Genomic DNA, 13,948 nt, shown 5'->3' on the forward strand with positions numbered 1-13,948 from the left:
CCGCGACCGGGAGCGTGCGGCGCTGCCGACGGGGCTGGTGCTCATGCGCGCCATGGTCCCACAGGGTGCTGGCCGATCCCGGCAGCGCCAGTCAGGCTCGGCGCACCCAGCGACGCTGCGCGAGCAGGAGAGCGAGGACCCCGCCGCCGAAGGTGAGCACGAGAGTGAGGCTCTGCCCGACCCTGGCAGCGACCACGAACCGGGTGGTGCCGGCCGCGCCGAGGGCGGCTGCCGCGTCCGATTCCAGGTTCATCAGGACGACGCTGGCCAGCAGCGTGCTCCCGGCGACCATGAGCCAGGCGAGCAGACTGATTCCGATGAACTGGGCAAGTGCGCCGATCCTGGAGGGCCGCTCCCCGAGTTGGATGGCGCGGCCGCCGACGAGTGCATGCGTCCACAGGATCGCCCCGGACCACAGCCCGATGTCCACGAGGTGGTCCCACCAGGTCATCGGCAGCGGTCCGAGTTCGGTGCTCCGGATGTCGAAGCTGCTCCAGTGCCTCGCATCGGGGAGCCACTGGGTCAGGCAGATGGCGCCGACGGCGCCGAGGGCGAGCACCAGCTGCCCGCCGCAGATCATGAGGGTGCGAGCGCGCACGGCGTCGGCGCGGGAGATCCCCAGCGCACTGCGCTGGTATCTGCCGTCCTCGGAGGCGTCGGCGAGATCCGCGGGCAGGCGCGCGGCGAGCAGGATCGCGACCACGCCGAGGCGGAGTTCGGCGAGGATGGCGACCAGCACGATCACCGCCGCGAGCAGCGCGTAGAGCAGGATCCGCCCGCGGTGGTGCTGCCACTCCAGCCCGAGCGCCCGTCCCAGCGAGGTCAAGGGGCGCGGCGCGGATCGCGCGGCAGTGCGCGAGTCAGCGGTGCCGGTCATCGTGAGACCTCCCGGAGGGTGAAGGTGAGGACGTCCTGGAGCGTGGGGCGGCGCAGATCCGTGAGCCCTTCCAGCCCCACTGCGTCCTCTGCGCGCACCAGCGCTTCGAGCTGGTCCCCGCTGCGGCGCGGACCTCGCAGCACCGCGGCGTGCTCACCCAGATGGTGAGGCGAGGTCGCGGCGGTGGCGCTGGCTGTGGCGCTGGTGGTCGTGGCGACCAGATGCTCCTCGATCAGATCGATCACGGAGCCCTCGAGCACGACACGACCCTCATGCAGCAGCACCAGGTGGTCCACGAACCGTTCGATCTCGCCGAGGTCATGGGTGGACAGCAGGATCGTGCGGTCCTCTCCCCCGGCCTGGTGCTCCCGCAGTTCGTCGAGCACGTCGGTGCGGGCCAGCGGGTCGAGCCGCGCGAAGGGCTCGTCGAGCAGGAGCAGATCGGGGCGGATGCCGAGTGCGACGGCGAGCAGCAGCCGGGTCCGCTGTCCGGCCGAGAGCCGGCGCAGCTGGGCACCAGGATCGATTCCCGCGCGACGCAGCAGGTCGCCGGTGAGGCGGGCGTCGTAGGAGGGCTCGACGCGGCGCTGGGCGAGCACCAGATCGTCGGCCGTCCAATGATCCGGCTGGAAAGGGGCGTCGGGGACGACGCCGACCCCGGCGGGCAGGGCGTCCTCTGCGCCCCCGAGGGGTGCTCCCAGCACTTCGATCGTGCCGGAGCTGGGCGCCAGCGCTCCGGACACTGTGCGCAGCAGGGTGGTCTTGCCGGCGCCGTTGGTGCCGACCAGCGCGGTGACCTGGCCGCTCGGCACCCCGAAGGTGACACCGCGCAGCACGTGACGCAGCGGCCGGGTCCATCGCTGCGCATCGGGCAGGTGGACATCGAGAGCACGGACCGTGATCGCGGCGACTGCGGGGCCCGCAGCGGGCAGGTCGAGAGGCATGCCGAGGGGCACGGTCATCTCACCGTTCCCGGTCGACCGGAGTCGAGGCCACGGATCCAGCGGCGCGCTGAGCTCCGCAAGCGGAGCAGGAGCACGGCGAGCAGCACCGCCAGCACCACTCCGACGATCACCATCCCGCCAGGGCCGGACCAGAGATCGAACCGCAGCACGATCTCCACCAGCGCAATCGGGATCGCCAGCACCACTCCGGCGAGGAAGTAGATCAGGATGCTGAGCACGGCCATGCTCCGCCCGGGCCGTCGCATCGTGCACTCGCCGCCGACGACGATCCCGGTCGCCACCAGGGCGGCCAGGGAGAGCAGCGCCCCGACCAGGATGATCGGGAGCTGCGGTGCGCCAGGGTCACCGGTGAAGGAGAAAGGCGCGGCTCCCCCTGCCGTCTCACGGCCCAGGAGCACCGAGATCACCGCACCAACGGCCACAGTCACGACCACCGCGGCATGCTCCACGCCGATCAGCGCCAGTCGACCGCGCACCCGGTCCGCACGGCTGAGCCCGAGGCTGGCTCTCAGCTCGTCGCGCTCGATGGTGTCGGCCCGGCCGTAGCGGTACCAGCCCAGAGCCGCCCAGAGGGTCAGCAGGCCGGCGTACTGGTCGGTGGCGAGCACCGCGCAGAGCAGCGCGAGCGCGCAGAGGAGGAGTGTGAGGGCCACGCGGCCGGCATTCAGCCGCAGCTCGGTGTGAAGGATGAGGCCCGTCGGCCGTTTATCGGTGGGCAGTCCGCGGGGAGTGCGTGCAGCGGTGGTGGTGCTCATCGGTGAGTCCTCCTCAGGGTGGGGGCATCGGTCCGCGCAGCGCGGAGCACATGCGTGACGATCTCGCTCACGTCGGGCCGGCGCAGGGACGCGCTGGTCGGTAACCCCACGGCGTCATCGACGGCGACCAGGGCCCGGGTGCGGGTACCGGTCGTCGTCGGCCCGATGAACGGCTGACCGGGCCCCGCCTCCGCGTCGGTGCGGTCCAGCTCGCACAGCAGGAACTCCTCCCGCAGGGATTCCACCTCCCCGCTGAGGACATCGCGCCCCTGCGCGATGACGACGAGCTGGTCGACGAAGCGCTCCATGCCGTCGAGGTCGTGGGTGGCCAGCAGGAGCGTGCGCTCCTTCTCGGCCATGAAGTCGCGCAGCACCTCGATCAGCTCCATCCGTGCGAGCGGATCGAGATGGGCGAAGGGCTCGTCCAGGATCAGCAGCTGCGGATCCTGAGCCAGGGCCGCGGCGAGCCCCAGCTGGGTTGCCTGGCCACGGGAGAGGCGGCGAAGCTCCCGCTGGTGCGGGACCCCGAAGGTGGTCAGGAGCTCCTCGAAGTGGGAGCTGTCGAAGCCGGGGACCACCCGGCGGCGCAGTCTGGCCACGTGCTGCGGGGTCCAGCGCCGCGGATGGGCCGAGATGTCGGGCATGCTCGCCGCCCCCTGCGGGGGATGCACCCGGGCGGGGCCGAGGGCTGTTCCGAGCACCTCGATGGTTCCCGTGGTGAACGCCAGTGCGCCGGTCACCGTGCGCAGGGTGGTGGTCTTGCCCGCCCCGTTGGCGCCGACCAGAGCTGTGACCTGACCCGTCGGGACTGCGAGGTTCAGGCCGCGCAGGATCGGAAGGTCTTCGGTGTACGGGCGGTCGCCTGAGTGGATTCGCACCTCCAGGTCACGGATCGTGACGGCATTGCTCGGACGCTGAGTCATTGAAACTCCTCCAGACGGTGAGCGAGGCGGGCGGCCAGCTCCCGGTCCTCGATCCCTGCGGTGCGGGCAGCGCGGAGCGCCAGGTCGAAGCCCTCGTCGATCTGCTCCAGTGCGCGGCGGCGCAGCTGATCGCTGTCCTGGGCGCGCACGAACACGCCCTTTCCGCGCACCGCGTCGACCAGGCCGTCCGCCACCAGCTCGTTGTAGGCGCGCGTGGTGGTGATGACGCTGACCCGCAGGTCGCGGGCGAGCGCGCGGATCGACGGGAGGGCGTCCCCCGAGGTGAGAGCGCCGGTGAGGATCGCGGTGGCGATGCCCTCCCGGATCTGCTCGTAGATCGGCACGGAGGCGGAGGGGTCGATCGGGATGTGCATCGCGCTCCCTCCCCACTGAAAGTGAACCTACTGTCTATACACAGCATAGACAGCTGGAGGACGGGGACGTCAACCCTTCCGAGCAAGCGGCATGCCAAGCGGGCGGCATGCCACCGCAACTCCGACCAGGACTCCCGGCACCGCGCCCGCGCGGACAGCACTGCGCCCTCACGGAGGTGCCACCGGCGGCACCAAACTGCCTTTATCCACATTTTCCGGGAGGTCTTGACATTCTCGATCCAATCAGAACGCCACGATCGATGCTTTACGTGAAGACATTCCCGTGAATGCCTCAGCTGCACACCCTCCTGCCCGTCCAGCTTTCTCGTCAGCAGCACGCCACTGCCGCCCAAGATTCCGAACCTCTCCCTGCGTAACGCTCCAACCTGCACAGACGCCGCATCTGCTCCCATGACAATTGAGGGTCGAGCGTCCCCTCACCGCGTCCCCCACCCCAACCTTTCCTCCACAGTGGTCATCCATCCACAATTTCATCCACAATTCCGTCCACAACCTTGGAGGCTATCCACAGATTCCCTGCAGGGGTAGCGGACATTTTCGAATCTACATACGATGGAAGCATGGAATCGACACCGATGGGCCGCGGGGACCACCCCGGCGAGGACACCCCTCGCCGGGACGTGGCGCCGCCGTCGGGAGATGTCCTCGAGGAGGTGCTGGGCCGGTTCAGCGCAATCGAGACCAGTCCTGAGGCCCGCGCGCTCGTCGCCCAGGTCCTGGCCGCGACCCTGATGGCGTTCACCCGCACCCGCTCAGTGCGCGACTCGCTCCCGGATACCGCCCCCGAGAGCGCCGAAGAAGCGCTCGCCGTCCTCGCTGGCGTCGATCAGCTGCGCGCCTCCCTCGCCGCGATCGATGCGTCCTGGCAGGTCGCCGCCGAGGACCGGATCCGGCGCGATGACCTCGCGCGGGGCGTGCCGTCCTCAAAGCAGGGCCGCGGCGCCGGGCAGGAGATCGCGCTCGCCCGCCGGATCTCGCCGTCCACCTCCTCGTTCTCCCTGGCGAAGGCCCGCCGACTGACGCAGAACATGCCCAGTGCGATCGAGCGTCTGTGGGCCGGTGCCATGACTGATCAACAGGCCTCCGCAGTCTCTGGTGCGCTTGACGGTGCCAACGCGGACACCTGCCACAGGGTGGATGACCACCTCCGCGAGCACCCCGAGTTCCTGCAGGGCAAGGGATACAAGCGCTTGCGAAGCGACACTCAGAAGCTGGTTCAGCAACTCGAGCCCGAGACATCCCGCCAGCGTGCGGAGCGTGCCGCTCGCGCCCGGCACGTGCGGATGACTCCCCTGGCTGACGGGATGGCCAGGGTGACCGCCGTACTGCGAGGGGTCGACGCCGCCGGACTGATGAACTCCCTGAATACCCGCGCCGAGTCACTGCGCGTCGCAGGGGCCAAGGCCTCCGTCCCCGCGCTGGAAGCGGATCTGCTGGTCGACGACGTGCTGCGTGGTGGGCAGGCCGAGGAGCCCGGCGATCAACACGTCGAGCCCAGAGATCAGCACGTCACACCCGACGACCAGCACATCACCCCAAGCGACCCGGGCGCAGAGCCTGTCGATCCGGTCCACGAGCCCGGCGCTTCCGAAAAGCCTGAAGAGGCTCGGGAATCCCAAGAAGCCCAGGAAGCCCATGCGGCAGGCGCAGCCCCCGAGGTTGACGCCGCCGAGCAGGCGGCTCCGAGGATGCCCCGCACCCGTCCCGGCCTGGACGTCGGCATCGTCATCTCCGACACCGCACTGCTGGGTCAGGACGATGGCTCCGAGACCGCTGAACTCGAGGGCTACGGCACCATCCCCGCCCACATCATCCGAGACACCCTGCTTGGTCAGCCACCAGGTCACCTTCGAGCCGATGAGGACGAGCATCCCGATGACGTGGTCTCGGCCTTCTACCGTCGGCTGTACCGAAGTCCGCGCACCGGCGATCTGATCGCGATGGAGTCCCGGGCGCGGGTATTCCCCGCCGGTCTCGCCCGGATGATCCGCTGGCGCGACACGACCTGCCGCACCCCCTGGTGCAATGCGAAGATCCGCCACATCGACCACGTCGTCCCGCATCACAAGGGCGGCCCCACCAGCTATGCGAACGGCCAGGGGCTGTGCGTGCGCTGCAATCTGCTCAAGGAGCTCGGCCTGTGGGTGCTCAGCCCGCTGAGCAGTTCCCACGCTGCCGCCGACATGACCGCGGCTGGCAACGCGAATGGGCCTGCGACCGAGACGGGTGCAGCGACCGGGACAGGGGCCGAGGCAGAGACTGGGATCGAGACCGAGACAGGATCCGAGGCAGACGACTCCGGGACAGCTCTCGCCGACCCGTCATCACCGCCGCGAGCCTGGATCTGGAGCAGCCCGCACGGGGCCATGGGCACCTCGTTCACACCGTCACAGCTCACGCCATCTGAATTCACGCCGTGGCCCGGTCCCCCGCCCGAGAAACACAGCGGCGACGAGCCCAAGCACGACGACTCCGAGGACCACAATTCAGCGGACAACCCCGATTGCGGCGATGCCGACGACGAGTCGGAACCGCCGGAGACGCCGACCACCTCGTAGGCCGCTGAGTCCCAGCCTCGCGCTCCAGTGACGAGCAGGTGCGACTCAGCGACCTGCGCTGGCGCGGGTGCCCTGATGGTGGCGCAGCAGCCAGCGACCGTTCTCGCGCACCCACAGCGAACTGCGGTGCACGGTGTCGCCCTGCCCATGGGTCGAGTACTGCAGGAGCACCACGCCGGGGGCGATCTCGTCGGCGATGAACTCTTCCGCCTCGATGGCCTCCAAGGGTGCGAGGTGGGCGAGAATCTCGTCGCGGTCGTAGCGGCGCCCGCTCGCACCGACCTCGCTGAAGTCCGGGTGCAGCAGCTCGGCGGCGCTCGGCGGATCCGCGCGCAACGTCGCGCTGAGCAGTGCGAGCTCGCGTGCGGTGATCTGCTCGAAGTCGGTCGCGCCGGGCGCGTCGGCCACCAGCACCGTCTCCTCGGATGCGGTCGAGCAGCTCGCCGGGGTCGGCTGGGCGGCGGGTTCGTCGAAGAGGCTGAAGAGGTCATCAGCCGGGGCGGCGGCACTGGGCGCGCCCGCGGCGGCCTCCGGAGAGACCTTTGCGGCGGCTGGAGCTGACGGCGCAGCATCCGCGCCGGGATAGCCGGGGCCCACCTGCGGGTCCTGCTTCCTCTGGAAAGCCGTCGCGGCGGCGTTGGCGCGCTTGTCCGCAGCCTCGTTCATGGCATGGCCGGAATGGCCCTTGACCCATTCGAATTCGACGCTGCGCCCGGCGAGGGCACGGTCGATGTCCTTCAACAGCTCGACGTTCAGCACCGGCTTGCCGTCCTTCTTGCGCCAGCCCTTGCGCTTCCAGCCCGGCATCCACTTCGTGACCGAGTTGATGACGTACTGGCTGTCGCACAGGATGTGCAGGTGCTGGTCGGCGTCGACGGCGGTGGCCTCGAGCAGATCGAGCACAGCCTTCAGCTCGCCCATGTTGTTGGTGCCGTGGGGCCACCCGCCCGCACGCCAGGTGTCCTCGTCGATGTACCAGGCCCAGCCGGCCGGGCCGGGATTGCCGAGGGCGGAGCCGTCGGCTGCTGCAGTGATGGTCATGCGCTCAATGCTTCCACAGCAGGCGAGTTCGGCCGGGCACGGCGGGGCCGGTCGCGGCGTTCCTCACCCCGGCCGTGGTCTGCAGTGCCTGGGCGACGCACTTCCCGCCCGGGCATCCATCCCACCCAGGCATCTCAGCGCCAGCGAGCGACGGTCATCCCCGGGGTGGTGGGCGGCTGGTCCATCGCGACCATCGCCGCCGGCAGCTCGGCGGCGTCGATCACACGGCCGACGGTCCCTGCCAGATCCAGTCGACCGCTCGCAACATCAGCGAGCAGCTCGCCGTATTCGGCGACGGCGAGGCCGTGACTGCCGAGGATCTGCAGCTCCTGGGCGATCACGCGGCCGATCGGCAGGGCGGGGTCGGCGTCCTCCCCCAGCAGCAGCCCCACCTGCACGTGCCGGCCGCGGGGTCGCAGTGACTCGATCCCCGCGCGGGCGGTCGCGGCGGAGCCGAGCGCATCGAGGCTGACGTGAGCGCCGCCACCGGTCACCTCCCGCACCCGGGCGGCGATGTCCGGCGACGAGGTCAGCGCAGCGGCGCCGAGAGCCTCGGCAGCGGCAAGGGCGCGGGGCGAGACGTCGACCGCGACCACCTCGGCGCCCGCGGCGAGCGCGACCATCACGCAGGCCAGGCCCAGCCCGCCGCAGCCGAACACGACGACCTGCTCCCCCGGCTGCACGTCGGCCTGTGCACGCACAGCGTGGTGGGCGGTGCCCACCCGGCAGCCGAGCCCGGCGGCGAGGGTCATGTCGATCCCGTCGGGAAGGGCGACGAGGTTGTGGTCGGCCTCGATCACGACCACCTGCTCGGCCCAGGATCCCGGCAAGTCGAAACCGGGCTGGCGCTGCTGGGGACACACCTGCGGGGCGCCCGCGAGGCACTGCTCGCACTGCCCGCAGGCGAGGATGAAGGGGGCGGTGACGCGGTCACCGGGCGCGAAGCGGGTCACCTCCTCCCCGACTTCGGCGACGACGCCGGCGAACTCATGGCCGGGGATGTGCGGCAGCTGCACGGAATCGTCGTGTCCCTGCCAGGCGTGCCAGTCGCTGCGGCACACGCCGGTGGCGTGCACGGTGACGACTGCGCCGCGGGGCGGGCAGACGGGGCTCGGTACCTCGACCAGCTCGGGCGTTCCTCGGTAGGTCTCGAAGCGGACTGCTCTCATCGGGTGCTCCTCAGACCAGTCGGCCGACAGGCTTCTCGAACGTGCCGTAGACAGCGTCGCGGGCGAAGCCGAGGGCGTCGTAGAGGCGGGTCGCACCGGTGAGGGACTCGGCGTCGACCTCGAGCTCTGCCTTGGCATATCCGGCGTCGGCCGCCGCGGTGAGGGTGCGGGCGATGACCGCCCGCGCAAGGCCCCTGCCACGTGCCCCGGGGCGGGTGCCCACCAGCGCGATGTGCAGCACGCCGGGCTTGTCCTCCGAGGTGATGACGTAGGCGAGCACGGTGCCCTCCGCGTCGAGCGCGATGCTGGAGAGCTCGCGACGAGCGGTGTGGGAGGACCACCAGATGTTCCAGCGCTCCGGCGGGACCGGAGCCGAGCCCCAATGGTCGTCGAAGGCATCGATATGGGCGAGCCGGGTGGCCTCGGCGTGATCGTGCTCGGGCGCGATCACCTGCACCTGCTCCCGCTCGAAGGAGGGAAGCGCCGCCCCGGGGAGGTCGCGGACCATGACGAGCCAGCTGCGGGCTCGGCGGTAGCCGCGCCGTTCGATCAGCGGGCGCACGTCGGCGCCGCCGGTGAGCGGGGCGTCCTCCCGCGCGTACAGGTCCGGGTCACGGCCTCCGGAGACACGGAAGATCGCGTCGGCCTCCGCGGAGTGACGCTCGGCGGCGAGCTGCGCGGCGCGGCTCTCGGCCCATTCGAACAGCTCCGCACCCAGGCCCTGGCGACGGTGGGCGGGATCGACCCCACCCATCAGCTGGCAGCGCACGCGGCCGTCGCGGTCCAGCGAGGTGTGGACGTCGACGGCGGCGAAGCCGATCAGCTCATCCCCATCGCGGAGCGCGAGGGTGTCCTCGCTCAGATCGAGCCCGGGCATCGTGAGCCATTCCCGGATGCTGGGCTCCTCGGCAGGTTCACCGAGCTCATCCGCCACGTCGATGCGATTCATCAGCGCGGTGAGCGCGGGGACGTCGTCAAGGGTGAGCGGGCTGCGGGTCATCACGGTGTCGGTGGAGGTCACCGGAACAGCGTAGTCGGGTGCCGCGGGCACCGCAGGCAGGCGATGAGATGCCGTTCGACGCCCTCCTGCGCGACATCCCGCAGCTCCCCGGATCCGTGCTCTGTGAGTACCGGCTGCACGATCTCGGCGGCGTCGTCGAGGGAGGAGCGGAGACGATTTCCTTGCGGAGGGTGTCGTAAGTGTCCACAAGCGTAAATGTCTACAAGTAAGTACCCGAGCTCGGAGACCTGGTGAGTATTTCTCCATGCGGCATCGATCATTGGGATCAGCAATCATGGTGAGCTCTGGGGAGCAATGACTGGGGAGCAATGAAGGGGGAGGACGCGATCACATGGGTATCGGCGACCACATGAGTCTCGCCAGCTGGAAGGCGAAGCTCCGGACAGTGCCACGATCAGTGCGCCATGAATGATCCCCGATTCCCCCGCCGCGTCATCGCGGGCGTGATCGCATCGCTCGCCCTCACATCCTGTTCACTGCTCGATCCCGAGGAGGTCCCCGTGCCGGCGAAGAACATCGACAAGTCCGCGCAGACCGATCCTGCACCAGTGCAGAAAAGAACCAGAGATCTGCCCGAGGACGCCGAGTTCCTCTGGTACTCGGGGACCCTGGGCTCCGGGGCCCCCGGCCCCTCGACGTACTGGGTCGATGCCCGCCTGAGCACGACTGACCAGGTCATGAACAATTTCCGTGCGCTATGCCCGGACGGGTCCGTGAGCGTGCCGGACGTCGTCGACGAGCTGGCTCAGGAGCTCGGCGAGGAGGACTACGTGGAGTGCCCTGCGGCGGCGGGCGAGATCGCCGTCGACGGGTGGCGGGCCCGGGTCTGGCTCGCGCAGGCCTCGCCGGTCATGGTCGTCACCCTGGTGGGCCAGGGCTGAGCCCTCGCCGGGACGTCGGCACGACGCCCCGGCACCGCGATGCTCAGTCCTGCTCGTACGCAGCCGGCTTCTCCTGCACCGCACGCAGTCGGGCGAGGTCGAGCTTGCGGCCGCGGTCGAAGTCGACCACGCCGTTCTTCTCCTGGAAGACGTCCGTCATCTGCGTGTAGCAGTAGCCGAACATGAGCGGGTCCTCGAGCAGCACCCGGGTGAGTCCCTCGAACCGCGTATAGAGCTCTTCCTCGCTGCGCACCCGCTCGCCGTAGCCCCAGGACTCGGCGGCGTTGTTGCCAGCGCGTTCGGCTTCCTGTGCCTCCCGGGCCTCCTGCTCGTTCCACCAGATGCCGCCGTACTCGGAGACGAAATAGGGCTGGCCGGCGAAGGGCAGGGAGAAGGTCCCGTCGGCGAAGGGCATCTCATCCGGGGCGAGCTCGCGACGGTTCGCCCAGGGGGTGCCGTCCGCCAGCCCGGACTGCTCGACGCGGAAGCGCTCCACATCCTGTTCGTAGGAGTGGGAGTCATAGATGTCGGCGCCGCGCACCCGGTGGGAGTAGCCGGAGGCGTCCAGGACCGGGCGGGACGGGTCGGCGAGCTTGGTCGCGTCGTACATCGCCTGGGTGACGTCATCGAGCTGGGTGAGCTGGTCATGCCTCACCTGATGGGTCTCGTTCAGCGGGCACCAGCCGATGATGCTGGGATGGCTGAGATCCCGCTCGACGGCCTCGATCCACTGGCCGATGAACGTCGCAGTGGGCTGCTGGTTGTCGCCCATCGGGCCGTGGCCGGAGATGCCCCAGTCCCCGAACTCGCCCCAGACCAGGTAGCCGTGCAGATCCGCCCAGAACAGCATCCGCTGCTCGAAGACCTTCTGGTGCAGGCGGGCGCCGTTGAACCCGGCCTCGAGGGCGAGGCGGATGTCGGTGGTCATCGCCTCGTCGGCCGGGGAGGTCATGAACGTCTCCTCCCAGTAGCCCTGGTCGAGCACGAGGCGCTGGAAGACCTTCTCACCGTTGATCCGGAACTCGTGGTCGCGCAGGGTGGTCGCGCGCAGGCCCGCATAGGAACGGACCTCATCGAGCACCGCGCCGTCCGCGTCCAGGAGGCGCGCGGTGAGGGAGTACAGCTCCGGGGCACCGGGTCCCCAGATCCGCACCTTATCCTCGGGGATCACCAGCTGGAGGTGCGGGGCGAGATCGAGATCAGCCCGCACCTCGGCGCGTGCGACCTCCTCGCCGCCGGGCACGGAGGCGACGACCTCAAGGCGCGTGCCGCCGGTGGTGCGCGCAAGCGGCGCGGCGAGGGAGAAGGCACGGCCGCCGAGCGAGGGGACGATCCGCAGGGAGCGGATCTCGTCGAGGGGGACGCCCTCGAGCCAGACGCTCTGCCAGATGCCGGTGGTGCGGTGGTAGCTGGCGTGGGTGGCGTGGAACCAGGTGGACTGCTTGCCGCGGGCCTGGGGGACGTCATGCGGGTCGCGGGCACGGACCACGATCTCCACCTCGGAGCCGGGGCCGACGCCGGGCACGCTCGAGAGGTCCGCCGCGAAGGGGGTGAAGCCGCCTCGGTGGCGGGCCACCTCGACACCGTCGGCCCAGACCGTGGTGTCGTGGTCGACGGCCTCGAAGCGCAGGATCGGGCGCAAGCCGTCCCAGTCTGCGGGAATGGTGACGGTGCGCCGATACCAGACGGCGTTCAGAAAATCGCGGTTCCCGATCCCGGAGGCCTCGGTCTCCGGCGCGAAGGGCACGGTGATCGTCTGCGCGAGCTCGCGCTCCAGCAGCCCACGCTCCCGACCGGAGTCGCCCTGGTCGATCTCGAACTGCCAGGTCCCGTTGAGGCTCAGCCAGGCGGGGCGCTGCAACTGGGGCCGCGGATGCTCGGGCCGGGGGACTCCAGCGGCCGACGGCGGGGCGTCCAGGATGGCAGCGAGCTCATCGGCCCGGGCGAACAGGGCGGCGAGCTGCGCGGGCAGGGTGGGGGTCTGAGCGGTCATAGGGCGGCTCCTCGGCACGAGATCGGCACTGATCGGGCGCGTCCAGTCAAGCGCATCTCGCCTGGGATTGCAACGTGGGAATTCAGCCTTCCCGTGGGATGCCCTCGCAATCAATCCTGCTCTCGGACGCCGGTGGATCCGCGCTCGATGAGTCGGTGCCCGACCACCAGTTCCGCGCCGCCTGACGCCGCTCCTCCAGCCTCGGCCAGTGCGGCATCCAGGGCGGCGGAGATCAGGGCCTCGAGGTCCGGGGCCACCGTGGTCAGCGAGGGGGATGCCCAGGTGGCCTCCGGAATGTCATCCCACCCCACCACCGCGACCTGCTCGGGCACGGCGACGCCGCGCTGGGCGAGCGCGCGCAGAGCGCCCAGGGCCAGCAGATCGTTGCCGGCCACCACCGCGTCCACCTCGAGCCCGGCCGCGAGCACGGCCTCCAGCTCTCGCCACCCGGCCTCGCGGCTCCACTTCGTCACGGTGCGGATCAGCTCGGGCACGATCGGCACCCCGGCGAATCGCAGTGCGGCCCGGAATCCGGTGAGGCGGTCGGTGGCCGTGGAGCGGACGGCGCCGTCGCCGCCCAGGAACAGCAGTCGCCGCCTCCCCTGATCGACCAGGTGGCGCACCACGTCGGCGGCTGAGGCGGCATTGTCGATCGCCACATGGGAGACCTCCGGTGCTGCGGGCAGCATCTCGCCCAGCAGCACCACCCGGGGCCCGCCGGAGGGGAGCAGATCGGCCGGCACCAGCGCGGAGGGGGAGATGATCACCGCATCCACGGGCCGGGGCGTGTGGCCGCGCACCAGGGCCCGTTCCGTCGGGGCGCTGCCCAGGGACACCTCGACGCTGACGGTGTACCCCCGGTCGCGAGCCGCGACCTGCATGCGCTCGGCGAGGCGTGCGAAATAGGGGTTCTGCAGCTCCGGCACCACCAGCGCGATGGTCCGGGTGGGCCCGCCGCGCAGTTCCCTGCCCGCATGATTGGGCACGTAGCCGAGCTCCTCGATCGCCAGCCGCACGCGGGCGCGGGTCTCGTCCCGCACCACGGGGCGATCATTGACCACATTGGAGACGGTCTTCCAGGAGACTCCGGCGTGCAGGGCGACGTCCTTGATGCTGACGCGACGTGTCATCGGCCCTCCTGGAAACGGGATGAATGCTTGCGCAGGAGGCTACCGGAGGGTGCCCTTGTGTCCCACGTGAGAACGCGGGCACCCGGCACATCCCACCGCATCGTCGGCGACCCGGTGGTATCTCACACCACGGGCCCGCTTCATCGCCACCGAGCTGGCCTGGACGTAGTGTGGTTGGCAGTGCCGTCCTCCCGCCGCGGCACAGGTCCCGCACAGGCAGCCCCGATCCACGCGATCGGC

Annotated in this window: 12 protein-coding genes; 2 read left to right on the forward strand and 10 right to left on the reverse strand. The window is 70.2% G+C overall.

From position 1 onward, the window contains the following. Nucleotides 1–91: 91 nt before the first annotated feature. Genes ACT3T9_RS01145 through ACT3T9_RS01165 form a run of 5 tightly spaced genes read right to left on the reverse strand, consistent with a single transcriptional unit; the run spans nt 92 to nt 3,894 of the window. On the reverse strand, nt 92–877 hold the full coding sequence (locus ACT3T9_RS01145) for a hypothetical protein (RefSeq protein ID WP_442331980.1): 786 nt from the start codon (nt 875–877) through the stop codon (nt 92–94). Continuing rightward, complete coding sequence (locus ACT3T9_RS01150) at nt 874–1,839, reverse strand: ABC transporter ATP-binding protein (RefSeq protein WP_444599048.1); 966 nt, start codon at nt 1,837–1,839, stop codon at nt 874–876. Before ACT3T9_RS01150 ends, ACT3T9_RS01145 begins: the two co-directional genes overlap by 4 nt. Beyond that, complete coding sequence (locus tag ACT3T9_RS01155; protein WP_441443436.1) at nt 1,836–2,597, reverse strand: hypothetical protein; 762 nt, start codon at nt 2,595–2,597, stop codon at nt 1,836–1,838. The genes ACT3T9_RS01150 and ACT3T9_RS01155 overlap by 4 nt, the downstream gene beginning before the upstream one ends. Then, entirely contained in the window at nt 2,594–3,520 is a 927-nt protein-coding gene (locus tag ACT3T9_RS01160; protein ID WP_444605779.1) for an ATP-binding cassette domain-containing protein, read from the reverse strand. The genes ACT3T9_RS01155 and ACT3T9_RS01160 overlap by 4 nt, the downstream gene beginning before the upstream one ends. Next, the gene (locus ACT3T9_RS01165) at nt 3,517–3,894 is read right to left on the reverse strand and encodes a GntR family transcriptional regulator (RefSeq protein WP_442331977.1); all 378 of its coding nucleotides are present in this window, start codon (nt 3,892–3,894) and stop codon (nt 3,517–3,519) included. The genes ACT3T9_RS01160 and ACT3T9_RS01165 overlap by 4 nt, the downstream gene beginning before the upstream one ends. Before the next feature lie 581 nt (nt 3,895–4,475). On the opposite strand from ACT3T9_RS01165, the gene ACT3T9_RS01170 reads away from it, so the two are divergent. After that, entirely contained in the window at nt 4,476–6,473 is a 1,998-nt protein-coding gene (locus ACT3T9_RS01170) for an HNH endonuclease (RefSeq protein ID WP_442331976.1), read from the forward strand. A 45-nt stretch (nt 6,474–6,518) separates the two neighbouring features. On the opposite strand, the gene ACT3T9_RS01175 is transcribed toward ACT3T9_RS01170, so the two are convergent. The 3 genes from ACT3T9_RS01175 to ACT3T9_RS01185 form a co-directional block, all read right to left on the reverse strand. Beyond that, a complete protein-coding gene (locus tag ACT3T9_RS01175) occupies nt 6,519–7,514 on the reverse strand; it encodes an RNase H family protein (RefSeq protein ID WP_441443440.1) in 996 nt (331 codons plus the stop codon). 134 nt (nt 7,515–7,648) lie between these two features. Continuing rightward, a complete protein-coding gene (locus ACT3T9_RS01180) occupies nt 7,649–8,683 on the reverse strand; it encodes an alcohol dehydrogenase catalytic domain-containing protein (RefSeq protein WP_441443441.1) in 1,035 nt (344 codons plus the stop codon). A gap of 10 nt (nt 8,684–8,693) precedes the next feature. Then, the gene (locus tag ACT3T9_RS01185) at nt 8,694–9,704 is read right to left on the reverse strand and encodes a GNAT family N-acetyltransferase (protein ID WP_444605780.1); all 1,011 of its coding nucleotides are present in this window, start codon (nt 9,702–9,704) and stop codon (nt 8,694–8,696) included. A 404-nt stretch (nt 9,705–10,108) separates the two neighbouring features. Between ACT3T9_RS01185 and ACT3T9_RS01190 the strand changes: the two genes are divergently transcribed. Then, nucleotides 10,109–10,585 carry a hypothetical protein gene (locus ACT3T9_RS01190; protein WP_444605781.1) on the forward strand — a complete coding sequence of 159 codons (477 nt, stop codon included), beginning with the start codon at nt 10,109–10,111 and terminating at the stop codon, nt 10,583–10,585. 43 nt (nt 10,586–10,628) lie between these two features. Here ACT3T9_RS01190 and ACT3T9_RS01195 read toward each other — a convergent pair whose 3' ends face one another. After that, nucleotides 10,629–12,578: a glycoside hydrolase family 2 protein gene (locus tag ACT3T9_RS01195; RefSeq protein WP_444605782.1), complete on the reverse strand. Its 1,950-nt coding sequence runs from the start codon at nt 12,576–12,578 to the stop codon at nt 10,629–10,631. A 110-nt stretch (nt 12,579–12,688) separates the two neighbouring features. Continuing rightward, on the reverse strand, nt 12,689–13,708 hold the full coding sequence (locus ACT3T9_RS01200; protein ID WP_441443445.1) for a LacI family DNA-binding transcriptional regulator: 1,020 nt from the start codon (nt 13,706–13,708) through the stop codon (nt 12,689–12,691). Nucleotides 13,709–13,948 lie beyond the last annotated feature (240 nt).

The sequence above is a fragment of the Brachybacterium sp. AOP29-B2-41 genome, assembly GCF_052378395.1.
Lineage (GTDB): Bacteria > Actinomycetota > Actinomycetes > Actinomycetales > Dermabacteraceae > Brachybacterium.

Coding starts and splice junctions, on each gene's coding strand:
- ACT3T9_RS01150 (WP_444599048.1), bottom strand. CDS start 1,839: ATGACCGTGCCCCTCGGCATGCCTCTCGACCTGCCCGCTGCGGGCCCC.
- ACT3T9_RS01165 (WP_442331977.1), bottom strand. CDS start 3,894: ATGCACATCCCGATCGACCCCTCCGCCTCCGTGCCGATCTACGAGCAG.
- ACT3T9_RS01200 (WP_441443445.1), bottom strand. CDS start 13,708: ATGACACGTCGCGTCAGCATCAAGGACGTCGCCCTGCACGCCGGAGTC.
- ACT3T9_RS01155 (WP_441443436.1), bottom strand. CDS start 2,597: ATGAGCACCACCACCGCTGCACGCACTCCCCGCGGACTGCCCACCGAT.
- ACT3T9_RS01170 (WP_442331976.1), top strand. CDS start 4,476: ATGGAATCGACACCGATGGGCCGCGGGGACCACCCCGGCGAGGACACC.
- ACT3T9_RS01145 (WP_442331980.1), bottom strand. CDS start 877: ATGACCGGCACCGCTGACTCGCGCACTGCCGCGCGATCCGCGCCGCGC.
- ACT3T9_RS01180 (WP_441443441.1), bottom strand. CDS start 8,683: ATGAGAGCAGTCCGCTTCGAGACCTACCGAGGAACGCCCGAGCTGGTC.
- ACT3T9_RS01190 (WP_444605781.1), top strand. CDS start 10,109: ATGAATGATCCCCGATTCCCCCGCCGCGTCATCGCGGGCGTGATCGCA.
- ACT3T9_RS01195 (WP_444605782.1), bottom strand. CDS start 12,578: ATGACCGCTCAGACCCCCACCCTGCCCGCGCAGCTCGCCGCCCTGTTC.
- ACT3T9_RS01175 (WP_441443440.1), bottom strand. CDS start 7,514: ATGACCATCACTGCAGCAGCCGACGGCTCCGCCCTCGGCAATCCCGGC.
- ACT3T9_RS01160 (WP_444605779.1), bottom strand. CDS start 3,520: ATGACTCAGCGTCCGAGCAATGCCGTCACGATCCGTGACCTGGAGGTG.